17 protein-coding genes, 1 tRNA gene, 1 pseudogene and 1 riboswitch are annotated in these 23,577 nt (G+C 62.5%); of the genes and pseudogenes, 11 read left to right on the top strand and 8 right to left on the bottom strand.

Annotated features, from left to right (window positions below; all coding sequences use genetic code 11):
- The first annotated feature begins 14 nt into the window (after positions 1-14).
- Both gatA and gatB read left to right on the top strand, forming a co-directional pair.
- Positions 15-1,619 carry an Asp-tRNA(Asn)/Glu-tRNA(Gln) amidotransferase subunit GatA gene (gatA, locus tag HMPREF2980_RS08355; RefSeq protein ID WP_070691355.1) on the top strand — a complete coding sequence of 535 codons (1,605 nt, stop codon included), beginning with the start codon at positions 15-17 and terminating at the stop codon, positions 1,617-1,619.
- On the top strand, positions 1,619-3,124 hold the full coding sequence (gene gatB, locus HMPREF2980_RS08350) for an Asp-tRNA(Asn)/Glu-tRNA(Gln) amidotransferase subunit GatB (RefSeq protein WP_070667176.1): 1,506 nt from the start codon (positions 1,619-1,621) through the stop codon (positions 3,122-3,124). Before gatA ends, gatB begins: the two co-directional genes overlap by 1 nt.
- 512 nt (positions 3,125-3,636) lie before the next feature.
- Here the strand turns inward: gatB and HMPREF2980_RS08345 are convergent.
- The 5 genes from HMPREF2980_RS08345 to HMPREF2980_RS08325 all read right to left on the bottom strand — a co-directional run bounded on the left by HMPREF2980_RS08345 (position 3,637) and on the right by HMPREF2980_RS08325 (position 10,050).
- Positions 3,637-5,814 (bottom strand): S9 family peptidase, encoded by a 2,178-nt coding sequence (locus HMPREF2980_RS08345; RefSeq protein ID WP_070691352.1) that lies wholly within the window; start codon positions 5,812-5,814, stop codon positions 3,637-3,639.
- Positions 5,815-6,042: 228 nt separating this feature from the next.
- Complete coding sequence (gene rsgA / locus HMPREF2980_RS08340) at positions 6,043-7,275, bottom strand: ribosome small subunit-dependent GTPase A (protein WP_070691349.1); 1,233 nt, start codon at positions 7,273-7,275, stop codon at positions 6,043-6,045.
- A gap of 84 nt (positions 7,276-7,359) precedes the next feature.
- A complete protein-coding gene (locus HMPREF2980_RS08335) occupies positions 7,360-8,205 on the bottom strand; it encodes an ABC transporter (protein ID WP_070691347.1) in 846 nt (281 codons plus the stop codon).
- Between the two features lies 1 nt (position 8,206).
- The gene (locus tag HMPREF2980_RS08330) at positions 8,207-9,067 is read right to left on the bottom strand and encodes an ABC transporter permease (protein WP_070604765.1); all 861 of its coding nucleotides are present in this window, start codon (positions 9,065-9,067) and stop codon (positions 8,207-8,209) included.
- Positions 9,064-10,050, bottom strand: a complete 987-nt coding sequence (locus HMPREF2980_RS08325) for an ABC transporter ATP-binding protein (protein ID WP_070691345.1) — start codon at positions 10,048-10,050, stop codon at positions 9,064-9,066. The genes HMPREF2980_RS08330 and HMPREF2980_RS08325 overlap by 4 nt, the downstream gene beginning before the upstream one ends.
- Before the next feature lie 340 nt (positions 10,051-10,390).
- Positions 10,391-10,503, top strand: a riboswitch (SAM riboswitch).
- Positions 10,504-10,606: 103 nt separating this feature from the next.
- Between HMPREF2980_RS08325 and HMPREF2980_RS08320 the strand changes: the two genes are divergently transcribed.
- The 3 genes from HMPREF2980_RS08320 (at position 10,607) to HMPREF2980_RS08310 (ending at position 14,192) form a co-directional block, all read left to right on the top strand.
- Positions 10,607-11,953, top strand: a complete 1,347-nt coding sequence (locus HMPREF2980_RS08320; protein ID WP_070643958.1) for a bifunctional o-acetylhomoserine/o-acetylserine sulfhydrylase — start codon at positions 10,607-10,609, stop codon at positions 11,951-11,953.
- Between the two features lie 188 nt (positions 11,954-12,141).
- The gene (locus HMPREF2980_RS08315) at positions 12,142-13,485 is read left to right on the top strand and encodes a homoserine O-acetyltransferase MetX (RefSeq protein WP_210399299.1); all 1,344 of its coding nucleotides are present in this window, start codon (positions 12,142-12,144) and stop codon (positions 13,483-13,485) included.
- 356 nt (positions 13,486-13,841) lie between these two features.
- The gene (locus HMPREF2980_RS08310; protein ID WP_070507770.1) at positions 13,842-14,192 is read left to right on the top strand and encodes a MerR family transcriptional regulator; all 351 of its coding nucleotides are present in this window, start codon (positions 13,842-13,844) and stop codon (positions 14,190-14,192) included.
- A gap of 137 nt (positions 14,193-14,329) precedes the next feature.
- Here HMPREF2980_RS08310 and HMPREF2980_RS09660 read toward each other — a convergent pair whose 3' ends face one another.
- The gene (locus tag HMPREF2980_RS09660; RefSeq protein ID WP_246823716.1) at positions 14,330-14,791 is read right to left on the bottom strand and encodes a TipAS antibiotic-recognition domain-containing protein; all 462 of its coding nucleotides are present in this window, start codon (positions 14,789-14,791) and stop codon (positions 14,330-14,332) included.
- A gap of 72 nt (positions 14,792-14,863) precedes the next feature.
- Positions 14,864-15,145 (bottom strand): annotated as a pseudogene (locus HMPREF2980_RS09655) (MerR family transcriptional regulator); the annotation flags it as partial.
- Between the two features lie 94 nt (positions 15,146-15,239).
- On the opposite strand from HMPREF2980_RS09655, the gene HMPREF2980_RS08300 reads away from it, so the two are divergent.
- Complete coding sequence (locus HMPREF2980_RS08300; protein WP_070691340.1) at positions 15,240-15,992, top strand: alpha/beta hydrolase; 753 nt, start codon at positions 15,240-15,242, stop codon at positions 15,990-15,992.
- Positions 15,993-16,410: 418 nt separating this feature from the next.
- On the opposite strand, the gene HMPREF2980_RS08295 is transcribed toward HMPREF2980_RS08300, so the two are convergent.
- Positions 16,411-16,626: an RNA-binding S4 domain-containing protein gene (locus HMPREF2980_RS08295; protein WP_005507051.1), complete on the bottom strand. Its 216-nt coding sequence runs from the start codon at positions 16,624-16,626 to the stop codon at positions 16,411-16,413.
- Between the two features lie 232 nt (positions 16,627-16,858).
- On the opposite strand from HMPREF2980_RS08295, the gene HMPREF2980_RS08290 reads away from it, so the two are divergent.
- From HMPREF2980_RS08290 to HMPREF2980_RS08270, 5 genes are all read left to right on the top strand, one after another.
- A complete protein-coding gene (locus HMPREF2980_RS08290) occupies positions 16,859-18,238 on the top strand; it encodes a glycine--tRNA ligase (protein WP_044150674.1) in 1,380 nt (459 codons plus the stop codon).
- Between the two features lie 128 nt (positions 18,239-18,366).
- A complete protein-coding gene (locus tag HMPREF2980_RS08285) occupies positions 18,367-19,344 on the top strand; it encodes a GNAT family N-acetyltransferase (RefSeq protein WP_049353282.1) in 978 nt (325 codons plus the stop codon).
- Between the two features lie 221 nt (positions 19,345-19,565).
- Positions 19,566-20,732, top strand: coding sequence for a tRNA dihydrouridine synthase DusB (gene dusB, locus HMPREF2980_RS08280; protein WP_049341672.1), 1,167 nt, complete (start codon positions 19,566-19,568; stop codon positions 20,730-20,732).
- Positions 20,733-20,864: 132 nt separating this feature from the next.
- Positions 20,865-22,991, top strand: a complete 2,127-nt coding sequence (gene dnaG / locus HMPREF2980_RS08275; RefSeq protein ID WP_070691338.1) for a DNA primase — start codon at positions 20,865-20,867, stop codon at positions 22,989-22,991.
- A gap of 215 nt (positions 22,992-23,206) precedes the next feature.
- A tRNA-Asn gene (locus tag HMPREF2980_RS08270) sits at positions 23,207-23,279 on the top strand.
- Positions 23,280-23,577: the final 298 nt, after the last annotated feature.

Raw genomic sequence — 23,577 nt, 5'->3', positions numbered from 1 at the left:
AGGAGAACAACCAAGTGAACGAACTGATCCAGCTCACCGCCGCAGAAGCAGCAGAAAAGCTCGCATCCGGCGAAATCACCTCCGTCGAGCTCACCCAGGCACACCTGGACCGCATCGCAGCCACCGACGGCGCACCCCTAAGCGACAACCGAGCAGACGGTAAGAGCGGCCTCAACGCCTTCCTGCACATCAACGCTGAAGAAGCACTCGCCACCGCAGCCGCAGTGGACGCAGACCGCGCAGCAGGCAAGGAACTGCCCCCGCTCGCAGGCGTACCCATCGCCGTCAAGGACCTCATCGTCACCAAGGGCCAGCCCACCACCGCAGCATCGCGCATGCTCGAAGGCTGGATGAGCCCCTACGACGGCACCGTCACCCGCAAGGTCCGCGAAGCACGCATGCCCATCCTCGGCAAGACCAACCTCGACGAATTCGCAATGGGCTCCTCCAATGAGCACTCCGCATTCGGTGTAGTCCGCAACCCCTGGGCACTCGACCGCGCACCCGGCGGCTCCGGCGGCGGCTCCGCAGCAGCCGTCACCGCCTTCCAGGCACCCCTGGCACTCGGCACCGACACCGGCGGCTCCATCCGCCAGCCCGCAGCACTGACCGGTAGCGTCGGCGTCAAGCCCACCTACGGCTCCGTCTCCCGCTACGGCGTCATCGCCATGGCATCCTCCCTCGACCAGGTAGGCCCCGTCGCACGCACCGTCCTGGACACCGCACTGCTCCACGAAGCAATCGCAGGCCACGACCCGCTCGACGCAACCTCCCTGCCCGATGAGCCCGGCAACTTCGTTGAAGAAGCCAAGGCAGGCGCAGAAGCCGCACGCAAGGGCGACCTGTCCGGCCTGCGCATCGGCGTCATCAAGGAACTCGGCGGCGGCAACGGCGAAGGCTTCGAAGCAGGCGTCCTCGCACGCTTCCGCGAATCCGTTGAAGAGCTGAGTGCCGCAGGCGCAGAGATCATCGAGGTCTCCCTGCCCTCCGTCACCGAAGCCATCAGCGCCTACTACATGATCATGTCCTCCGAGGTGTCCTCCAACCTGGCACGCTACGACGGCGTCCGCTACGGCCTGCGCGTCGTGCCCGAGGACGGCCCCGTCACCATCGAACGCGTCATGGCCGCCACCCGCGCCGCCGGCTTCGGCCACGAGGTGAAGCGCCGTATCATCCTCGGCACCTACGCACTGTCCGCAGGTAACTACGACGCCTACTACGGCGCCGCACTGCGCGTGCGCACCCTCATCCAGCGCGACTACGCCGCCGCCTTCGAAAAGTGCGACGTGCTGATCTCCCCGACCGCACCCTCCACCGCGTTCAAGCTCGGCGAGAAGACCGAAGGCGACCCCATGGCCATGTACCTGGGCGACGTCGCCACCGTGCCCGTCAACCTGGCAGGCGTCCCGGCGCTCTCCCTGCCCGGCGGCCTCTCCGAAGAGAACAACCTGCCCGTCGGCATCCAGTTCACCGCACCCGCACGCGAAGACGCACGCCTCTACCGCGTCGGCGCAGCACTGGAAGAACTGCTCACCGCAAAATGGGGCGCACCGCTCTACAAGAGCCTGCCCGACACCGAAACTCTGATCCGCGACTTTGACTTTGGGGGAACCAAGTAATGAGTGAAGAAGTCCTCAGCTTCGAAGAAGCCATCGAAAAGTACGACCCGGTCCTCGGCTTCGAGGTGCACGTCGAACTGAACACCAAGACCAAGATGTTCGACTCCGCACCCAACGAGTTCGGCGATACTCCGAACACCAACATCACCCCCGTATCGCTCGGCCTGCCCGGCGCGCTGCCCATGGTGAACAAGACCGCCGTTGAGTCCGCCATCAAGCTCGGCCTGGCACTGGGCTGCGACATTGCAGACAAGTCCTACTTCGCCCGCAAGAACTACTTCTACCCGGACTCCCCGAAGAACTTCCAGACCTCCCAGGCTGGCGGCCCCATCGCGGAAAACGGCTCCCTGGACGTCGAGCTCGAAGACGGCACCATCTTCACCGTCGAAATTGAGCGCGCCCACATGGAAGAAGACGCCGGCAAGCTCACCCACGTCGGCGGCGCAGACGGCCGAATCCAGGGCGCAACCTCCTCCCTGGTCGACTACAACCGCGCAGGCGTGCCCCTGATCGAGATCGTCACCCGACCCATCGTCGGCGCCGGCGAGCGCGCACCCGAACTGGCACGCGCCTACGTTGCCGCAATCCGCGACATCGTACGCTCCCTCGGCATCTCCGACGCCCGTATGGAACGCGGTAACGTCCGCTGCGACGCCAACGTCTCCCTCATGCCCAAGGGCGCAGAGAAGTTCGGCACCCGCTCCGAAACCAAGAACGTGAACTCCCTCCGTTCCGTCGAGCGCGCCGTCCGCTACGAGATTCGCCGCCACGCAGCGATCCTCGAACGCGGCGAAAAGGTCACCCAGGAGACCCGCCACTGGCACGAAGACACCCGCGAAACCTCCTCGGGCCGCCCCAAGTCCGACGCTGACGACTACCGTTACTTCCCCGAACCGGACCTCGTACCGGTCGTCACCAACAGCGAATGGATTGAGCGTCTGCGCGCCGAACTGCCCGAACCCCCGGCAGAGCGCCGCCGCCGCCTCAAGGGCGAATGGGGCTACTCCGACGAAGAGTTCCGCGACGTAGTCAACGCCGGCGCACTCGACGTCATCGAAGAGACCGTCGCCGCAGGCGCAACCGCAGCAGCAGCCCGCAAGTGGTGGATGGGCGAGATTGCCCGCCGCGCAAAGCAGGCTGAAGTTGAGCTCACCGCCCTCGGCGTGGAGCCCGCAACCGTGGTCGCCCTCGAAGCGCTCATCTCCGAAGGCAAGATCAACGACAAGATCGCCCGCCAGGTGCTCGAGTTCGTCCTCGCCGGTGAAGGCACCCCCGCCGAAATCGTTGAGGCACGCGGCCTCGCCGTGGTCTCTGACGACGGCGCGCTCACCGCAGCCGTTCAGGAAGCCCTGGCAGCAATGCCCGACGTTGCCGACAAGATCCGTGCCGGTAAGGTTCAGGCTGCTGGCGCTATCGTCGGTCAGGTTATGAAGGCTACCCGCGGTCAGGCTGACGCTGCCCGCGTGCGTGAGCTGATCCTGGCTGAGTGCGGCGTGGAAGGCTAAGCTTTTCTGCTGACCCGGCTCTAATGAAAGAGGTGCTGTCTCCCGAGGTGGGAGGCGGCGCCTCTTTCGTGCTCTCTTGTCCCATTCCAGGTTCTGCGCGGGATGCACGGTTCCGCTTGGATTCCGCACGGAAAGGCGGTTATCGTCCTCGTTCCTACAGGGAACCCGCCCTCGCTTCGCTTCGGGCACCCTGATGTCACGTTCGGACGATCCCGCCTTTCCTCGCTGGGGTACTGTGCGGGTGCGGCCGCGTTTTCCGGATGCGCCCTCAGGGTGTCACACGGACGCTCTCCGCAGCGCAGCGAGGAGATGGCGGAGCGTCCGGGTGACGGGTGCCCCTGCGTAGGTGCGGAGGAAATATGCGGCGCCCCGCCCCTGCTTAGTGAGGGGAGAAATGAGGACGAACACTGTCCCTCCAGTAACGCAACGTATTTAAACGAAGAACGCTCCGTCCGTATCACTTAGATACAGACGGAGCGTTCTTTTTAACGCGTGGCTTGCTTGGTTATAGCCTACTCAGTAACGCCGAGGTTGCTCATCAGGAACGCGTAATCCCACGCCATCTCGCGCCAACGCGTATACCGGCCCGAACCACCACCGTGACCGCCCGACATATCAATCTTCAGCAGCGGCACCGGCGAGGACGGGTCAATCTGCTCACGCAGCGCCGCAACCCACTTCGCAGGCTCCACGTAGAGCACGCGCGTATCGTGCAGGCTCGTCACCGCAGCAATTGCCGGGTAGCGGACCGGGCGGATGTTCTCGTACGGGGTGTACGACTTCATGTAGGCGTACACTTCCGGGTCCTCAATCGGGTTGCCCCACTCTTCCCACTCCATCGCCGACAGCGGCAGCTCCGGGTCGAGGATGGTGGTCAGCGCATCCACGAACGGTACGGCAGCCAGGCAGGCGGCGTACTTTTCGGGGGCGAGGTTCACGACGGCGCCCATGAGCAGGCCGCCGGCGCTACCGCCGTAGCAGCCGATACGCGCCTCATCAGCCCACGGCTTAGCCGCAATGTAGCTGGTGACGTCCACGAAGTCGGTGAAGGTGTTCTTCTTCGCGAGCTTCTTGCCGTTCTGGTACCAGGAGCGGCCCATCTCGCCGCCGCCGCGAATATGCGCAATGACGTAGATGACGCCGCGGTCCAGGATCGACAGCATCGGGATGGAGAACATCGGGTCCATGGATGACTCGTACGAGCCGTAACCGTACTGGATGACCGGGTGCGGCTTGCTCATGTCCAGGTCGGCGCGGTGAATCACCGAGATCGGGATGAGCGTGCCGTCCGCCGCCGGTGCCCAGTCGCGGTATGCGCGGTAGTCCTCACGGTTGTAGCCGCCGAGTACCGGGGTTTCACGGCGCAGCAGCAGGGTCTGCGACATGGGGAAGTAGTCGTAGACGCGGCGCGGCGTCAGGTACGAGGTGTAGGCGATACGCAGCACGGGGGAGTAGTTCTCCGCACGCAGCACGGAGGCGGTGTACAGTTCCTCGTCGAAGCCGGCAGGTTCCATGAAGGTCACACCGGCGGGGCGGCGGCGGCGCCACTGGATGGGCAGCTGCTCACGCGGTGCAAGGAAGATGCGGGTGGTCGTGTCCGCGCGGGCGGTAACAACCAGGTGCGTTGCGGTGAAGGTGAAGCCCTCCAGGCGCACGTGTTCGCTGTGGCGGATGACCGGCACCCAACGCTGCGCGTACTCTTCGAGGCTTTCGCCCTCGCGCGGCATATCTGCGAGGACCAGCTCGGAGTTCAACGCATTGTAGTCGTGCTGAATCAGCAGGTGCTGCTCGCCGGCAATGTTGAGCGGCTCGGCATAGTATTCGATGCCCGCGCTCTTGGGGATGAGCAGGGTCGGCTCGCCCTTGGGTTCGCGGGTGGGGATGAGGCGCACTTCCGTGTACTCGGAGTTGGAGCTGGTGATGACTACGGAGGAACGGTCGGAGCTCATGGCGGCGCCGAGCCACATGGTGTTGTCCGGTTCCTCGTAGATCAGGTGGTCTTCGGTGCCCTGCCCGACGTCGTGCACGTAGACACGCCAGGGGCGCCACGACTCGTCGGGCACGAGGTAGATGAGCTGTTCGGCGTGGTTGATGAAGAAGGAGCCCGCCGCAATGTTGGGGATGGTGTCTTCGAGGAAGGTGCCGGTTTCCATGTTGAGGAAGCGCTGCTCGTAGCGTTCGTCGCCCTTCTCGTCCACGGAGATGCTCAGCAGCTTGCCGTTACGTGCAGGCTGGAAGCTGCCGAGGGAGAAGAACTCCATGTCCTTTGCGTATTCGTTGCAGTCGAGAATGACGACTTCACCCTCTAGTACTTCGCCGGGGGTGACGGTCGGCGGGGTGTAGCGAACCACCTCATCGCCTTCGTGCAGGGCTGGGTAGCGGTAGAAGACGGGGTACTGGCCACCGGGCACCATACGGCTGTAGTACCACCAGTCACCGATACGGTTCGGGACGGTCAGATCCGACAGCAGGGTGCGGTCCTTGATTTCGTTGAAGATGGATTCGCGGAGGGGCTGCTGGTCTGCGGTGACAGCTTCGGTGTATTCGGCTTCTGCCTTGAGGTAGTTGAGGACCTCTTCGCTTTCCTTGTCGCGGAGCCATTCGTAGGGGTCGATGAAGACGTCGCCGTGGTGTTCGCGGCGGTGCTCGACCTTCTTCGGTACGGGCGGGGTGAGGTTCTGTTCAGCCATGCTGCCACCTCTTTCATTGAGTTATGGGTTTGTGAATGGTGTGTGCCGTCTGCGCCCGCGTTCCTGCGCCGCCGGGTGGCGGGGAGGATGCGCGGGGGAGTGTGGGCACGCCTAGTTCTAGTGTATCGAAGAGTGAGGCAGGCTACTATATTGCGGCATGTGCGGGGCTGCCCGGCTCAGCCTGTGGAAGCCCCGCGGTAGCCTCGCCGGGGCGTGCGCGTTTATCGGCTAGTTGGCGCGTCCCTTAATGGACATGAGCGTGCGGCGGCCCGCCTTGTTCGCCTTCGTGAAGGCGCGGTTACTCTGCCGGTACTCGCGCTCCTGAGAACGCAGGCGCAGGCGCGCGGATTCCGCCATCATCCTGCGGTAGCGTTCGAAGCGCTCGGGGTCGAGGGAACCGTCGGCGAGCGCCTGCTGCACCGCGCATCCGGGTTCGGAGCCGTGGGAGCAGTCGCTGTACCGGCAGGAGGAGGCGTAGCTGGAGACGTCGTCGAAGGTTTCGTCAATGGCAGCGCTATCGCTCGTGGCGGCGAGGGCTCGCACGCCCGGGGTGTCAATCAGCACTGTGCCAGCTGAGGATTCTGTGCCGGAGCCTTCTGCGCCGGATTCTCCAGCACCGAAGTATCCAGCACCGGGTAAAACAATCATCTGGCGGCTGGTGGTGGTGTGGCGCCCCTTGCCGTCAGCATCTCGGACCGTGGAGGTGACCTGCACCTGATATTCTTGGCTATCCTCGCGGGGGTCAACTCCGGGGTTGAGCAGGGCGTTGACCAGAGTGGATTTTCCGGCGCCGCTACGGCCCAGGAACGCGGCGGTACGTCCGGCAACGAGTTCCGCGACCGGTGCGGGGTCGTAGCCGTTATCCGTGCAGACGGTGAGCACCGCATCCACGCCGCCCGCGAGGGATTCCTCGTAGCCGGCGAGCTGTTCGGCCGTCACCAGGTCACCCTTGGTGAGAATCAGCGCGACCTGCACCCCGGATGCGTGCGCGAGGGCGGTGTAGCGTTCGATTCGCCCGATGGACGGCTCGGGGAAGCAGGGCTCAACGATGCAGAGCATATCCACGTTGGCGGCGACAGGCTGATCCGCGGATTCTCGGGTGGCGCTGGGGCGGGTGAGGTAGCTTCGCCGGGGCAGAATCGCGAGGGGCTTATGCTCTGCGGGGTGGGTTTCACCGCCGGTTCCGGGGATGGGCTGGGCGAGCACCCAGTCACCCACGACGGGGTATTCCTCTTCGCCGTAGTCGTTTTCGACCGGACGCAGGGGAGCGGAGAGCTTCACGAGCTCGCCCCGCTCGCAGGTCAGTAGCTCGCAGCGGGTGCGGTGCACGGCGCTGACGCGGGCGAGGGTGAAATCCTCGAGAGTACCGTCGAGGGTGAACGCGGCGCGAATTGCCGCGCCCTGCCAGGAGGGGTCGAACCCTAAAGTCTCTAAGGTGTATGAAGCGGGAGTAACGGTCACAGGAATAGTCTTTCTTGGTCGCGGCGCCCGGGTAGCGGGTGAGTAAACGGTTTGTTCTTTTTATCTTTTCTTGGGTTTCAACACTTATAGCAGCGAGGCGCGGGCACCGGCACGGATACGGCGGGTGGCAAGGAAGGTAAGCCCCAATCCGATTGCGGCGTAGAGTACCGCCAGGGCGGTGTCTGCCTCCAGGGACGCAAAGAGCTCCTGGGTGGCGCCGCCCGAAACGCTGCCGGGTGTCTCCAAAGCCGAAATATCCAGCGCCTGCACCAGCCGGGACCCGGGGACCCACGAACACACCCACGCAAGCCAGCCGGGGTAGGTGCTCACCGGCACAATCACGCCCGCGCTCACCGGCAGAATAATCGACAGAAAATTCGACCCCGTGTACGGATCCGACAGGTACAGACCGAGCCCGGCGGCAAAAATGCCCAGGCAGACCCCGCCCAGAACCGCAACCGGCATCAGCGCAATGGCTCCAATCAGAAGCCCCGAAGCCGCCCCGGTAGAGGGTGCCGTGAGGGACAGTAACCACACGATGCCCACATTGCTCAGACCCGTCACGGATGCCAGCAACGCGGGTACCGCCGCCGCACCGAGCCAGTAGCCAGCATCCACCGGGCGAGCCGTACACACGTACTCGAAGACGCCAATCCACCGGTCGGTGGCAACGCGCGCGACAATACCGGCTGCCACGGAGCTGAGGGTGGCAATCAGAGCAGACGCGCAGCCGATGCGTACTGTATCGTTCGCGGCGAGGTCGGCGCCCAAAAGCACCGTGAAAAGCACGTTAAGACCGGGTACGAGAACCAGGGTCGTGATGGCCGTTCCGAGGGTTGCGAAGGTAATAGAAGATGACCAGCCAATAGAGGCGGTAGACAGCGCCCGACGCACCACGCCGGGCAGAGAATCAGTAGAGAGAACACGCACGCTACATCGCCCCCAGAGTGCCGCGACGATGGGCGGAGGCGAGAGCCTTCCGAGCAAAGAGGAAGGCGCACAACGCCCAGATGAAGCTCACAGCCAGAGTCTGTGCCACGGGTAGGAGCGCATCCGCCGGGGTAGTGATGGCGGTACGCCCAAGTAGCAGGTGAACCGGCGCCTGCAGGGGAATGAGCACGCCCGCGGCATCCAGCCAGGCAGGCGCCTCAACGGTCGTGAAAAGAACCCCGGAAAGAATAAACACCGGCACGAGCAGAAGCTCCTCATAGGCGATAGCGTTCGGCGTTGCCACGAAGAACACCGCAATCATGAACGTGACCGACAAGCAGGCAAGCCACAGCAGGGGAACGCCCAGAACGTAGCGCGGCCAGAGGGCAGAAAAGTCCGTGACCTGCGGGTTTAGCGTTACGAGAGCCCAAACCGCCCACGATAGAGGCAAAGCCGCCAGGCCCACAATGGAGGCGCTCGAAACGATAGCCGCCAACACCCGCACCGGAGAAATCGACCCCGAACACAGGTACACGAGGGTCCCACGGAAACGCTCAAAATTAATGATGCCCGCCGACACGACGCAGACCGACCACATGCCCACAATGCCCGCGCGGGTCCACGCGAGAGTTGGGTCAACGGAGTGACCCGCGGAGCTCTGGGCCGCCGCGTGCACGGCGAGCGCTTGAAGGATAACCGACCCGAGCACCGTGCTGATGAGCAGCTGAATAAAGTACGGGACCGTCAGGAACTGTCGCAGGCTAAATCCCATGAGCCGCAGCTGGCGGGCGCACTCCTGCCTCAGGTCGTACTGCTGGCCCCGGGTTTGGGACTCTTCCGAGCGTCGCGTCTGAGTACTCATCGCTTGAGCCCCTCCGCCATCGCCAGGTATGCCTCTTCCAGGGTTGCCGGGCGCGTGTACGGCTCGGTTCGTGCCCCGATGTTCGCGGCGGCGAGCCCCTCCGCCAGGATGCGGTGCGCCTCGCCCGCCTCGAACGTGGCGCGCTCGCCGTGCCAGTAGAGGGTCAGTTCCCAGCCGGAACCACGCGGGGCAAAAAGTACCGCCGCCTTATCGTGGAGGAATCCGCGTAGTGTATCAAGACCCTCGGTGGCGGTGGGATCCACCTGAACCACAGTCGTGGCGGCAATACCGGCGTGTGCGGCAACGTCCTCGAGACTGCCGCTCACCGCAACGGAACCGGCGCCCAAAACGGTGATGGTATGCGCCAGGTCCTCGATTTCGCCCAGTAGGTGACTCGTCAGCAGAACGGCGGCGCCGTCCTCCGCGAGGGAGCGGATGAGGGTTCGCACGGTCAGGGCGATATCGGGGTCGAGCCCGTTGGTCGGCTCGTCCAGCAGGAGCAGGGCGGGGGAGCCGAGCAGCGCGCGAGCGATGTGCAACCGCTGCTTCATGCCGCGGGAAAACTCCTGAAAGGGTCGCGCCGCCGCATCGGTGAGTTCCACGCGGGCTAGGGCGTGGTCCACCTCGCGCCGCCGGCTCCGCCCGGAAACCCCCGCAACATCGGCGAAGAAGAGCAGGTTGTCGCGGGCGCTGGCGCGCGGGTAGAAGCCGCTATCCCCGCCGAGTGCGAGACCCACGTGACGGCGTGCCCGCTGCGGGTGAGCGATGGCATCAACGCCATTCACGGTGAGGCTACCACCGGTAGGAGTGAGCAGGGTTGAGCACATCTGCACGGTCGTCGTTTTGCCCGCACCATTGGGGCCTAGGAGAGCGTGAATCTCGCCGGAGCTAACGCGAAGCGACACCCGGTCGACGGCGGTAAAAGCGTTTTCACCTTTGCCAAAGACGCGGCTGAGCTGCGCCGCATCAAGAACAAGAGACATGGTAGGTAACCTTCGGGTATGACCCTCTGGCCCCTGTACCGGAGGGATGCTGAGCAGGATAAACGGCGTAGTGAGCCGCGCCCTGCGCGAATGTATATGTAGTCAGTGTTGTAGTCTCAGTGTACCGAAAAGCGCGGATAAAAGTGATGGGGGTTACTGTATGTGGAAGGGGGTCCTCCAAACCCGGCTGCCCCACCCGGCATTGTCACCAACGTTTTGTTGCAGGCGGTTTTTTGTTACGGACGTTAAAAAACGTCATCTTTGCAATGAAATGTCTTAAAGTGCCGTCTACCCACAAAACCCTTGACCCCGCCCCGTGCCCTGTGACACCCTGAATACAGGTCAAGAGCGCCAGCGACAAGCCCCAGCTAGCTGGCCGGCAACCCTCCTCCGCGGTGGGGTGCCCTGGGTGAAGACCAGGCGGCACGCACAAGCGTGACGCAAGCGCGGGACCGATGTGACCGAAAACGGTACATCAATCGTGACAGGATTATTCGACGACGATTCCTGTACCGTCGGCATGCGGCCCCCTAAGAATCCCCATTAGGAGCCACGCATGAGCAACAACACTACCGTCCCGACTCCCGCCAACCCCGCAGGTTGGAAGTTCGAAACCCGCCAGATTCACGCAGGTCAGGCGCCGGATGCCGCAACGGGAGCTCGGGCACTACCCATCTACCAGACCACTTCCTTCGTCTTTGACAGCGCCGAGCAGGCAGCGAACCGTTTCGCCCTCGCCGAGCTGGGCCCCATCTACACTCGCCTCAACAACCCCACCCAGGAAGCTATCGAAAACCGCATCGCTTCCCTGGAAGGCGGCGTTGGTGCGCTGCTGCTGGCATCCGGTCAGGCAGCTATCACCTACGCAATCCTGAACATTGCCGGCGCCGGCGACCACGTGGTCGCATCGCCCTCCGTGTACGGCGGCACCTACAACCTGCTCAAGTACACCCTCGCCGACCTCGGTATCGAAACCACCTTCGTTGAGGACCCGGACGACCTGGATGCATGGCGCGCCGCAGTCCGCCCCAACACCAAGCTCTTCTACGGCGAGTCCGTGCCCAACCCCCGCAACGACGTGCTCGACATTGAGCCCATTGCCGCAATTGCGCACGAAAACGGCGTACCCCTGATCGTGGACAACACCGTGCCCACCCCCTACCTGCTGCGCCCCATCGAGCACGGCGCGGACGTGGTCGTCCACTCCGCCACCAAGTACCTGGGCGGCCACGGCACCTCCATCGGCGGTGTGATTGTTGACTCCGGTAACTTCGACTACGGTGCAGACCCCGAGAAGTTCCCCAAGTTCAACCAGCCCGCACCCGGCTACCACGGCCTGGTCTACGCACGCGACCTGGGTAAGGACTCCGCATTCGGTGCGAACCTCTCCTACATCCTGAAGGCACGCGTCTCCCTGCTGCGTGACACCGGCGCCGCAATCTCCCCGACCAACGCCTTCAACATCGGCATCGGTCTGGAGACCCTCTCCCTGCGTATCGAACGCCACATTGAGAACGCCACCAAGGTCGCCCACTGGCTCGAAGCAAACCCGCAGGTTGACAAGGTTATCTGGGCTGGCGTGGAATCCTCCCCCTGGTACGAGCGTGCACAGAAGTACCTGCCCAAGGGCCCCGGCGCGGTGCTCGGCTTCACCCTCAAGGGTGCAACCCTGGAGCAGACCCGCGACTTCGTGGACGCGCTGAAGCTGCACTCCAACGTGGCGAACATCGGTGACGTGCGCTCGCTCGTGATTCACCCCGCCTCCACCACCCACTCCCAGCTTTCCGCCGAGGAACTGGAGAAGATTGGCGTGTACCCGAACTTTGTGCGCCTGGCAGTCGGTATTGAGAACATCGACGATATTCTCGCCGACCTGCAGCTGGGCTTCGACACCCTCTCCTAAACGGTGATGCAACCCGCAGGTGGACCCGAAAGCTACGGTTTTTCGGTCCACCTGCGGATTCCCCGTTACGGAGCTTTTTGTGACTGAGCGGCGTTGCTGCCGCCCAACCTGTTGCTTCTTCTACCCACAGACGAGTACCCCGCTCACACCCGGCACCACCTCGCCGGCCAACCCAGTGAAGGGACCCCATGACCACCCAGAGCACTAGCCAGTCCGGCACCACGCTGTCCAGCTCCAAACAATCCGGAACTATCAACCAGCCTGTCACCGCACCCATCCCCGTGGCGGGCACCCAGCGCGAGCACCCCGAAGCGCAAGGCTACCTGCGTCAGCTGAACATCGGCGACCTGGAGCTCGAATCCGGCGTAACCCTGCCGCAGGTCACCATCGGCTACGAAACCTGGGGCACCCTCAACGAGGCTGGCGACAACGCCATCCTGATTCTGCACGCGCTCACCGGCGACACGCACGTCTCCCGTGGCGTACCCACCCCGGATATGCCCGCCCCGCTGATTCGCGCTATCGAATCGGACGGCTGGTGGGAAGGCATCGTTGGCCCCGGCTCGGTCGTGGACACCAACCGCTACTTCGTGATTGCCCCCAATATTCTGGGCGGCTGCTACGGTTCCACCGGCCCGGCAAGCATCATTCCCGAAGGCTACCCGGGTGCCGGTGAGCATTGGGGTTCCCGCTTCCCGCAGGTCAGTATCCGCGACTCCGTACGTGCGGAGGCGCACCTGGCTCGTGCACTGGGTGTGACCAGCTTCCGCTACGTGATTGGTGGTTCCCTCGGCGGCGCTCGTTCCCTGGAATGGGCGGCAACCAACCCTGAGCTGGTGCGCGGATGCGCGGTCATCGCCTCCGGCCCTTCGGCTACTGCCGAGCAGATTTCCTGGGCTCACACCCAGAACATTGCAATTCGTTCGGACGCAAACTTCGCCGGTGGCGACTACTACAACGGTCCCGCGCCGACTGCGGGTCTTGCCCTGGCGCGCCGTATTGCGCACACCACCTACCGTAGCCCCGCCGAGCTGGAGCACCGCTTCGGTCGCGAGGAAAACCGCGGCGAAAGCACCGTGGGTGGCTCCCTGGGTGAGCCGCGTGGCCGCTACGCTATCGAAAGCTACCTGGACCACCACGGCGCCAAGCTGGTTGAGCGTTTTGACGCGAACAGCTACCTGGCAGTCAACGAGGCACTGATTTCGCATGATGTGGCTCGTGGCCGCGGCACCCTGGCGCAGGCGCTGGCTCACACCGATTGCGAGTGGACGATTGCGGCGGTGAATACGGACCGTCTGTTCTTCCCGCACGAGTCGCACCGCCTGGCGGAGGCGCTGCCCACCCCGGTTACCGTGGACATTATCGAGTCGAACCACGGCCATGATGGCTTCCTGATTGAGGCGAAGCAGGTGGAGAAGATTCTGGCGCGCGCCCTCGGCGTTGAAGATGAATCCGCCGCCCCGAGTGAGGCGCAGCGTGAACGTGAAGCTTTGGAATCGATGACTCGTCTGTACGGCGCTGTTAATCGCTAACTCGACCGGCACCCGAAGGCGTTTCACGCATCCTGTTGAATGTTGTTTTATCCAAACAGTGGGTGTGGGATTGTGAGGGAATGGCTGGGTATTCTCAACTGTCCTTCCCTCCGTTGAGAATTAACGTTCACCTTGACGGTTGGGTTATAGGACGCCGGGTACTCGCATAGCGCGAGTGCCCGGCGTTTCTTTGTGCCCGCCTGACGGGTATCGTGCCAAGTCAGGGAATATTTTCCGGTTTTTGAGGTGTTTTAGAAGGTCTCCGCGAGATACCGCGGAAGTAGCCTCCTGTTGCACTGGAGAGTAAGGGTTCTCGGTTTGCTTTAGACCCGCTCTAACCCCATAGCATTAAAGCTGTGGTAAGTATTCAAGAGGTAGCGGAGCAGTTGGGGGTGAGCACCCACGCCCTGCGCTATTACGAAAAAGAGGGGCTCATTGCTGTGCCCCGTGATGCTCACGGAACTCGCGTTTTTGACGAGGAGTCCATCTCCTCGGCACGGTTTATTGCTACCTGCCGTCAGGCCGGAATGAGTCTTGCCGATATTCGCACGATTTTGAGCAATCCGGACGACCACGCTCTATCTATTGATGTGATGGAGCGTGCCCGTCAGAAGATTGAGGATGAGATTGTGGGGTTGCAGCAGAACCTTGAGCACCTGGATCGCCGTATTCAGGAGCACCGCCGTCACCTCGATGGCACCCGCTAGATAGCCGTCTAATTTTCATGCAGGTATGCACGCCGACGCCCGGTATTCCCAACGTTGGGAATACCGGGCGTTTTTCTGTGCTCAGCTTTCACACTCAGCTACTCACCCCTAGCTACTGGGTATTTTCAGCCAAAGATTTAACCCCAGGCGGCTTCATCAGGGTCGACACCGTGTGCACGAGCATTCTCGTAGATGACATCCCGCAACCATTCTGCAAGCCCGGTCGCGAGCTTCTCGTAGTGAGCCTTGAAGCGGGCATCCTCAACGTAGCCGCGGGCTAGAATAGCGTGCTTGGCGGGGGTGACCTCAAAAAAGAACAGAGAGGCGCGGTGCCGCTCGGCGAGCGCGTTCGCCTCCTCGCTGCCCGGCTGCACGCCGCGGTTGAATGCCTCGACGAGGGCCTGCTCTACCTCGTCAACCTGCTGTTTGCCGTTCTGCCAGTCGGCACGGTTCATCGTTGCAGTTCGGCGCTGGTATTCAGCCCAGTCGTCAGTTTTCACGTAACGTTCCTGCGCTTCCTGCTGGTGGGCGAGGCTGAACCCCTCACCCATAATCTCTGCTTTTTCGGCAGCGCTGAGCTGCTCATTCTTAGGTGCCATAGCGTCCTCCAAAAGGTGTTCGATGGTTTCAAGCATGCGCCCGTACGCGGCGATTTTGCGTTGAAGCATATCCCGCTGAGCGAGCAGATGCTCGGTGCTGTTCGCTTCGTCCTGCAGTATTTTGTGAATAGCGTCAAGACTCATGCCGGTGGCGCGGTATCCCATGATGACGGTGATTCGTTCAAGGTCTGTATCGGTGTAGTACCGGTACCCGTTGAACTCATCATGTGCCGGGTTGAGTAAGCCCCGCTGCTCCCAATGGTGAAGCGTGCGCACTGTTAGCCCGTGCAATGATGCCGCTTCTCCTACGGTGTATTCGTGTTGCCCGTCAGGCGGTGTTCTGTTCGCGTCCATGGTTTCACTCTAAAACCTCACGTTAGGTGAGGGTCAAGCTAGCGGCGGAACCTGCGGTGCAGGTTTGTGGAGGAGTCCTCGCTAAGATGGGTGCATGAGCGAAAACAAATACGTCGTCGAATACACCCGCCCCGAGAACGAACGTGTAGGCACCCACCTGGTGCTCATGCTGCACGGCTACGGCTCCCAGGAGCACGACCTGCTGTCCCTGGCGGCGCACCTTCCGCAGGAGGGTTTCACCTACGCCTCCATGCGTGCACCGCAGCCGGTTGGCAGCCAGTTCTCCGCGGACTCGACCGGCGCCTACATCGCTGCGGACGCTATCGGCTACCAGTGGTACCCGCTAAACCAGCAGCTCGAATCCGATCAGCGCGCCATCGAGCAGGCCAGCGACTACGTGCTGGAGTGGGTACGCGCGAACCGCACCCCGTACGCCTCGGTGACCCTGCTGGGCTTCTCGCAGGGCATGGGTATCGCAACCTCGATGGTGCGTCACGCTCCCGGCGAGTTCGCCGCCGTGGTGGGCCTGTCCGGCTACGCCGTGGACTCCGACTCGCCCTATTTCAAGGATGAGGAGCTGAAGAAGACCGAGCTGCCGGTGTTCTTCGGCCGCGACCAGGAAGACCCCGTCATCCCGCAGGAGATGGTGAACTACACCTACGACTGGATCCGCAAATACACTGACGGCATTAAGGTTCTGTACGCCGGTGCGGGTCACGGCGTGAGCGCCATGGAGATTCGCCATGTGGGCGAGTTCCTGGAGGTGAAGGTGCAGGGTAAGGAGCCGCGTATTCGTGCGCAGAAAGTTGCGGAGGCGACCGGCACCGTGGAAGGCTCTGACGCCTAAAACGGCTATAGGGAAGGCCCCCGAGTCATCATGACTCGGGGGCCTTACGTGTAGTTCTGCTTCCGCTCGGTTCTGTGCAGTTCCACTTGGAAAGGCGGTTATCGTCCTCGTTCCTACAGGGAACCCGCCCTCGCTTCGCTTCGGGCACCCTGATGTCACGTTCGGACGATACCGCCTTTCCGCGCTGGGGTACTGTGCGGGTGCGGCCGTGTTTTCCGGATGCGCCCTCAGGGTGTCAGCCCGGACGCTCTCCGTTGCGAAGCGAGGAGTGGCGGAGCGTCCGGGTGACGGGTGCCCCTGCGTAGGCGCGGAGGAAATATGCGGCGCGCCCCGCCTCCGGTAGGGGGTAGGGAAAGGAACGAGGACGAACACCGTCCCTCATCCTGACGCCCTATCTCAAATGGAATAAGAGGTTAGGCTAGTCCTCGTGCGCAACCTTCACGGTCACACCGTTGAGGGTGACGGTGTCGCCGGGGTGCAGCTGCTTGCCGCGTGCTTCCTCAATGTCGCCGTTGACCTTTACCAGGCCGTGCTGAATGACCTCGCGTGCCTGCGCGCCGTCCTCTACGAGGTTGGCGAGCTTGAGGAACTGGCCGAGGCGGATCATGTCGTCGCGAATAAAAATTTCTTCCATGCTTCCTAGTTTATCCCGCCGGGTGCATCCTGGCGTCCGGTAAAAATGGGGGAGTGGTGGGTCGGGTAGGCATACCCAGGGGTGGGGTGGTGATGGTACCCTAGTGTCTTGCATCAAAAAGTGTGCATATTGCGCCGATGAGCGCGAATACGGGCGCCCCGTTCTGGGTCGCGTCCCTTATGAACCCGAACTCACGCACGTCACAGCCGGTGGCGGGGCAGAAGGAGTAACTATGGCTGAAAAGTCCACCCTCGATAACGTTATTGCGCTCGCGAAGCGCCGCGGCTTTGTTTTCCAGGCCGGTGAAATTTACGGCGGTTCCCGCTCCGCATGGGACTACGGCCCCCTCGGTGCAGAGCTGAAGGAAAACATCCGTCAGCAGTGGTGGCAGCGTTTCGTCCGCTCCCGTGCGGACATGGTTGGCCTGGACTCCTCTGTTATTCTGCCTCGTGCGGTGTGGGAGGCATCCGGTCACGTGGCGACCTTCACCGACCCGCTGGTTGAGTGCCTGTCCTGCCACAAGCGTCTGCGTCAGGATCACCTGCTGGAGAACTTTGAGGCGAAGAAGGGCCGCCCGGCTGAGGGCATGGATGAAATTGCTTGCCCGAACTGTGGTACTCGTGGCGAGTGGACTGAGCCGCAGAACTTCTCCGGTCTGATGAAGACCTACCTGGGTCCGGTTGATAATGAGGAGGGTCTGCACTTCCTGCGCCCGGAGACCGCTCAGGGTATTTTCGTGAACTTCAACAATGTGGTCACTGCTTCTCGTAAGCGCCCGCCGTTCGGTATTGGCCAGATTGGTAAGTCGTTCCGTAACGAGATCACTCCCGGTAACTTCATTTTCCGTACTCGTGAGTTCGAGCAGATGGAAATCGAGTACTTCGTGCACCCGGATGACGCTGATAAGTACTTCAACGAGTGGGTTGAGGACTGCTGGAACTGGTTCGTTGACCTGGGCATTAACCCGGATAACATGCGCCGCTTCGACGTTCCTCAGGAGGAGCGTGCACACTACTCGGCTGGCACTATTGACGTTGAGTACCGCTTCGGTTTCCAGGGTTCCGAGTGGGGTGAGCTGATGGGTGTTGCGAACCGTACCGACTACGACCTGGGCGTGCACAATGAGCACTCCAACGCGAAGCTTGAGTACTTCGACCAGGCTACCGGTGAGCGTTACGTGCCGTACGTGATTGAGCCGTCCTTCGGTCTGACCCGCTCCATGATGGCGTTCCTTGTTGACGCATACGTCGAGGATGAGGCACCGAACACTAAGGGTGGCGTGGATAAGCGCGTCGTGCTGAAGCTCGACCCGCGCCTGGCACCGGTGAAGGCTGCTGTTCTGCCGCTGTCGAAGAAGGCTGAGCTGTCTGAGCCGGCAACTAAGCTGGCGAATGAGCTGCGTGGCCTGTGGAACGTGGACTACGACGAGGCGGGCGCTATTGGCCGCCGTTACCGCCGCCAGGATGAGATTGGTACCCCGTTCTGCATCACCGTGGACTTTGACACTCTCGAGGATCAGGCTGTGACCATCCGCGAGCGTGACACCATGAACCAGGAGCGTGTGGCTCTGGATCAGGTGAAGTCTTACCTGGCTGCACGCCTGGCAGGCTAAAAATAATTTATAACATGGTCGGCGGGTAGCCTCTTAGAGCGAAAGAGGCTACCCGCCGTCGTGTATTTGGGCTACCCTGGTTAGACTGATTGGCACGTTTGACGCGAGCGAAGGAAAGGTGCACGGATATGGCTGAACGCCTCAGCGAAAAATTTGAGGTTCGCCCTTGGCAGGAGGGTGATGACCTTGCCCTGCTTGAGATTTGGAACTCTGCCCGCAATGAGGTTGAGGAGCGCCAGCGTGGCCTTTTCGGCCCGGATACGGATGCGCCGTTTAGCCGCACCCTGGTGGTGACTGTTTCTGGTGTGCCGGTGGCTGCGGGTACTGTGGTTGTTTCGCTGTTGCATCCGACGCGCCTGTGGTCCTACATTGAGGTGGCTGCTGATCACCGCCGTCAGGGCATTGGTACCGCCCTGCTGGATGCGTTGCGTGAGATTGCGGCGGCGCACGGTCAGACCACTGCTCTGCGCGTGAAGCTTGCACCGTTTAGCGATGGTGAGGAGTTCGCGCAGGCGGCCGGTATGAAGCTGATTCAGCGTTCCCGCATGGTGCGTGTGGAGCCGGGTGCGATTCCTCCGGTGTCTTTGCGTGAGGATGCTGACGGTAACGAGACTCAGGCGATTGAGGATTTGGCGACCGGTTCGGTTGAGCTGACCGCCGCGCTCTGGGAGTTCTACCGCCGCGCCCATGAGTGGGATGTTCCCGCTGAGGTGGGTCTGGGCACGGTGAACCGCTACTTCCTCTCGGATGAGGTGCGTGCCTTTGGCGCCGTGGTGCTTCGTGACCATATTCGTGAGGCGGCCGCAGAGGGTAAGAAGGGCCCGATTGTTGCGTTTGCGGTGAGCTACCACCCCTTCGAAACTGACCCGGAGGCGGCGCTGGTGGATGAGAAGACCGCCACCGAGCTGCTGCTGGGTTATGACTTTGATAATGAGGGTGCCGTGGAGGCGATTATGCAGGTGCTGTCCCTGCTGAGCGCTAAGTACCCGGTGCTGGTTGAGGTTGACGACGCCATGGAGGCGCTGGTTCAGGTGACCGACGTGCTGCTGCGTGCCGGCACTGCCTCGGTGGAGGGTGATCCGACCTACATTTACGTGACCGAGTAGGTTCTCGGTACCCAGCCTGCTGGCTGACTCTTGCTGAAGGGGCGGGGGAGTGGAATGCTCCTCCGCCCCTCTCGCGTACCTGCGCCTCCTTGCGGTTGCTGAGCCTGTGCTGTGTTGTGCTGCTGCGCCTCCGTGCGGCTGCCGTGCCGCTGTACTGTGCCCGCTGTATCCCCTCAGCTGAGTCCGGTTCCCGATTTGCCCCCGTATGCCACAATATAGGGGTGAATTCTGAAGCACCCCGTCTGACTCTTCCGCCCCTGAAGCTGGGCAAACTGACCGTTGACACCCCCGTGGTCCTCGCCCCGATGGCTGGCGTGACCAATAAGGCTTTCCGCCGTCTCTGCAGTGAATACGGTGGCGGCCTGTACGTGACCGAGATGGTGACTGCGCGCGCCCTCGTGGAGCGTAAGCCCGAGTCCATGCGCATTATTGAGCATGACCCGGACGAGAAGATCCGCTCCATCCAGATTTACGGTGTGGACGCGGTTAACGTCGGTAAGGCTGTGCGCATGGTCGTTGAAGAGGACCGTGCCGACCACATTGACTTGAACTTTGGCTGCCCGGCTCCTAAGGTGACTCGCCGCGGTGGCGGTGCCGCCCTGCCTTGGAAGACTGACCTGTTCACTGCGATTGTGCAGACCGCAGTGAAGGAGGCGTCCCGCAACGATATTCCGCTGACCATTAAGATGCGTAAGGGCATCGACGATGACCACATTACGTTCTTGGAATCCGCCAAGATTGCGCGCGATGCCGGTGTCGCGGCGATTGCTCTGCACGGTCGTACTGCAGCTCAGCATTATTCGGGTAAGGCTGACTGGGATTCGATTGCGCAGCTGCGCGAGCTGATTCCGGATGTGCCGATCCTGGGTAATGGCGATATTTTCTCCGCTGAGGATGCGGTGCGCATGGTTGAGCAGACCGGCGTGGACGGCGTCGTGATTGGTCGCGGCTGCCAGGGTCGCCCGTGGCTGTTTGGTGACCTGCAGAATGCGTTTGAGGGTTCGTCGGAGCGTATCCGCCCGACCCTGACTGAGGTATCGGACATGATTTACCGCCACGCAGAACTGCTGGTGGAAACCTTCGGCGATGAGACTCGAGGCCTGCGTGAGATCCGCAAGCACGTGGCGTGGTACTTCAAGGGCTACCCGGTTGGCGGTGAGCTGCGCGCGAAGATGGCTCAGGTGCCCGACCTGGCGACGTTCCGTGAGCTGATTGCTCAGCTGGACCACTCGATTGGTTACCCTGGTGCCGCCGTGGAGGGTTCGCGAGGTCGCGCCGGTAGCCCCAAGCAGCCGCACCTGCCCGACGGCTGGCTGGATTCGCGCATCCTGGGGGACGCTGAGCGTCTGGGCCTGGTGGAGGCTGAGCTGGATATTTCCGGCGGCTAAACACTTGTGTGCCGCGGCGTGCTGTTTGCGCGTCGCGGCGCATCCTTTTTACGAGCCTGTTCGTGCGCTATGTTGCCGCTCCTGCAACGCATGCAGAGGCTACCTGTTGACCCTCACCGTAGAATTGAGTTTATGGCTGGATTGATCCGCAAAGAAGACATTGACGAAGTCCGCGCCCGTACCGATATCCGCGAAATCATTGAAGGCTATGTGAGCCTCAAAAGCGCCGGTATAGGCACCTTCAAGGGGCTGTGCCCGTTCCACGACGAGCGCACGCCCTCCTTCAATGTGCGCCCGCAGGTCGGTTCGTACCACTGTTTTGGCTGCGGTGAATCCGGTGACGTGTACTCCTTCGTTATGGCGATGGAACACACCAGCTTCGTTGAGACGGTGGAGCGTCTAGCCGCCCGTATTGGTTACACCCTGCACTATGAGGGCGGTAAGCCCGGCGCCCGCTACGAGGCGGGTATGCGCCGCCGCCTGCTCGATGCGCACAAGATTGCCGCAGAGTTCTTTGAACGCAACCTATACAGCGCTGATGCTCAGGAGGCGCAGCGCTTCCTCGGCGCCCGCGGTTTCGACCCCGCCGCAACCCGCAAGTTCGGTGTCGGCTACGCCCCGCGCGGCTGGGACCACCTGCTCAAGCACCTTCGTTCCCAGGGCTTCACCGATGAGGAGCTGAAGGCGACCGGTATGTTCTCGGAGGGTAACCGCGGCCTGTACGACCGCTTCCGCGGCCGCATCATGTGGCCGATTCGCACCATCGCCGGAGAAACCATCGGCTTCGGTGCCCGCCGCCTCTTCGATGACGATCAGGGCCCCAAATACCTCAACACCCCCGAGACGCAGCTGTACAAGAAATCCCAGGTGCTCTACGGCATTGACCTGGCAAAACGCGATATGACCAAGACCAAGCAGGTCGTCATCGTGGAAGGCTACACGGACGTCATGGCGGCACACCTTGCCGGCATCACCACCGCCGTAGCCACCTGCGGCACCGCGTTCGGTCCCGGCCACATCAAGATGGTGCGCCGCATGATTACCGACGACGGCTCCGGCGGCGAAATCATCTTTACCTTCGACGGCGACGCCGCAGGACAGAAGGCCGCCATGGCAGCCTTCCAGGAGGATCAGCGCTTCGTCGCGCAGACCTTCGTAGCGGTAGCCGAGAACGGCATGGACCCCTGCGATCTGCGCCTGCACAAGGGCGACGCCGCCGTGCGCTCGCTGATTGCTTCGCGCCGCCCGCTCTTCGAGTTCGCGATTGATTCGACCCTCGCCAAGTACGACCTGGCGACCCTGGAGGGCCGCGTGCTGGCGATGCGCGCTATCGCCCCGATTATTGCCGGCATTAAGGACCGTGACCTGCGCCCCGCCTACATGCGTAAGGTCTCCGGCCAGCTCGGCCTGGAGCTGGACGAGATTCAGCGTGCCGTGGCGTACGCGCAGAACCACCCGAAGCTTTCTCGCCCCCAGCAGGCGGAGGCTACCGCCGCCGCGCCGCGTTACGAGCGTCTGAATGAGGGGCCGCAGGGAGTGTCGGGCACGCCGGGCTATGGGGGCGCTCAGGGTTACGTGGGCGCGCCGGGTTACGCGGGTGCTCAGGGCGCAGTTCATGCTGACGCGCCCTACGACCCCGCCTACGACGCACCGCCACCAGAAGACCACGCCGCACCCAGCGCCTACGCAGGGCAGAACGCTGCCGCGCACCCGCCGAGTAGCATTCAGCCCGCCGCACCCCAGCCGGAGGTGACCGCCCCCGCCGTCGAGGAATTCCTCACCCCCGACCCGCGCGACCCGGTTGCCCGCCTCGAAAAGGCGGCACTTGAGATTGCCCTGCAGCACCCCGAGCTCATCAGTGTGGAACAGTGGCGTAACCTCGCCACTGTGCAGTTCCGCTACCGCACCCACCGCGAGGTGGCCGCCGGCATTATTCACGCGGCAACCGTCATGGCGCCCACCCCCGGCATCGAATGGATTAACTGCGTGCGCTCCGGCGCTGTGGAGGGCGTACACCCCGCCATCGCAGAGCTCGCCGTCTCACCGCTACCGGTCAGTAGCGCTGAGCGTCTGCCCGGTTTTGTGACTGGTGCGCTCAACGCCCTATTCGAACAGCAAATCGCCCGCCAAAAATCCGACCTGATGATGCGCCTGGAACAGCTCAGCGCCAACCCCGACGACGAAGAGTTCGAAGCGGTACAGCGTCAGCTTCTCGAACTGGAAATGCGCCGCCGACAGCTCGCCGCACAGCGCGGCTAGGTGCGGTTCCTTGTGAGAGCCCCGGCTGTCTGCTCAACGTTTTACGTTCCGCAGACAGCCGGGGGGGGGGTGGGGGAGTAGCGCGGGTTAACCGGAGCCCAAGCTCCCAATCTAAAGAGTGATACACTTCACGCTATTTCGAGTTGCGGAGCCCAAACAGCCCCGGTATAGTTATTACTCGTTGCAAGGGAAACCAAACAACAAAAACAAAATAATCCCCCGTAGCTCAATTGGCAGAGCATTCGACTGTTAATCGAAGGGTTACTGGTTCGAGTCCAGTCGGGGGAGCAGATATAGCAAGAACCCCGGAACGAAGTTCCGGGGTTCTTGCTATATACGTTACTCTGGCTCGAACCAGTAACCACTCCACCCTTCGTGAGCGCTGGGGCGCTCCCTTCGGGCCCTCGGGCTTACGCCCTCGGCGGGGGTAACGGGTTTTACTTCCTCGCGCGCTCGGAAAATCTTCGCCTCGCTAGTTCGAGTCCAGTCGGAACGTTCTCTCCAAGTCATGAATCAGTAACCACTCCGCCATACGCAGGCGCTGGGGCGCTCCCTCCAGGTCCTCGGGCTTACGCCCTCGGCGGGG

Origin of the sequence: Rothia sp. HMSC076D04 (genome assembly GCF_001814645.1) — a bacterium.
In the GTDB taxonomy this organism is placed as follows: Bacteria; Actinomycetota; Actinomycetes; order Actinomycetales; family Micrococcaceae; genus Rothia; species Rothia mucilaginosa.
Note: the sequence above shows the minus strand (reverse complement) of the source record. Positions and strands in the feature narration are given on the sequence as shown.

Bases quoted from the DNA above. Each gene is read 5' to 3' on its own strand.
- gatB (WP_070667176.1), top strand. From the start codon at position 1,619: ATGAGTGAAGAAGTCCTCAGCTTCGAAGAAGCCATCGAAAAGTACGAC.
- HMPREF2980_RS08345 (WP_070691352.1), bottom strand. From the start codon at position 5,814: ATGGCTGAACAGAACCTCACCCCGCCCGTACCGAAGAAGGTCGAGCAC.
- HMPREF2980_RS08330 (WP_070604765.1), bottom strand. From the start codon at position 9,067: ATGAGTACTCAGACGCGACGCTCGGAAGAGTCCCAAACCCGGGGCCAG.
- HMPREF2980_RS08325 (WP_070691345.1), bottom strand. From the start codon at position 10,050: ATGTCTCTTGTTCTTGATGCGGCGCAGCTCAGCCGCGTCTTTGGCAAA.
- HMPREF2980_RS08320 (WP_070643958.1), top strand. From the start codon at position 10,607: ATGAGCAACAACACTACCGTCCCGACTCCCGCCAACCCCGCAGGTTGG.
- HMPREF2980_RS08315 (WP_210399299.1), top strand. From the start codon at position 12,142: ATGACCACCCAGAGCACTAGCCAGTCCGGCACCACGCTGTCCAGCTCC.
- HMPREF2980_RS09660 (WP_246823716.1), bottom strand. From the start codon at position 14,791: ATGGCACCTAAGAATGAGCAGCTCAGCGCTGCCGAAAAAGCAGAGATT.
- HMPREF2980_RS08300 (WP_070691340.1), top strand. From the start codon at position 15,240: ATGAGCGAAAACAAATACGTCGTCGAATACACCCGCCCCGAGAACGAA.
- HMPREF2980_RS08295 (WP_005507051.1), bottom strand. From the start codon at position 16,626: ATGGAAGAAATTTTTATTCGCGACGACATGATCCGCCTCGGCCAGTTC.
- HMPREF2980_RS08290 (WP_044150674.1), top strand. From the start codon at position 16,859: ATGGCTGAAAAGTCCACCCTCGATAACGTTATTGCGCTCGCGAAGCGC.
- HMPREF2980_RS08285 (WP_049353282.1), top strand. From the start codon at position 18,367: ATGGCTGAACGCCTCAGCGAAAAATTTGAGGTTCGCCCTTGGCAGGAG.
- dnaG (WP_070691338.1), top strand. From the start codon at position 20,865: ATGGCTGGATTGATCCGCAAAGAAGACATTGACGAAGTCCGCGCCCGT.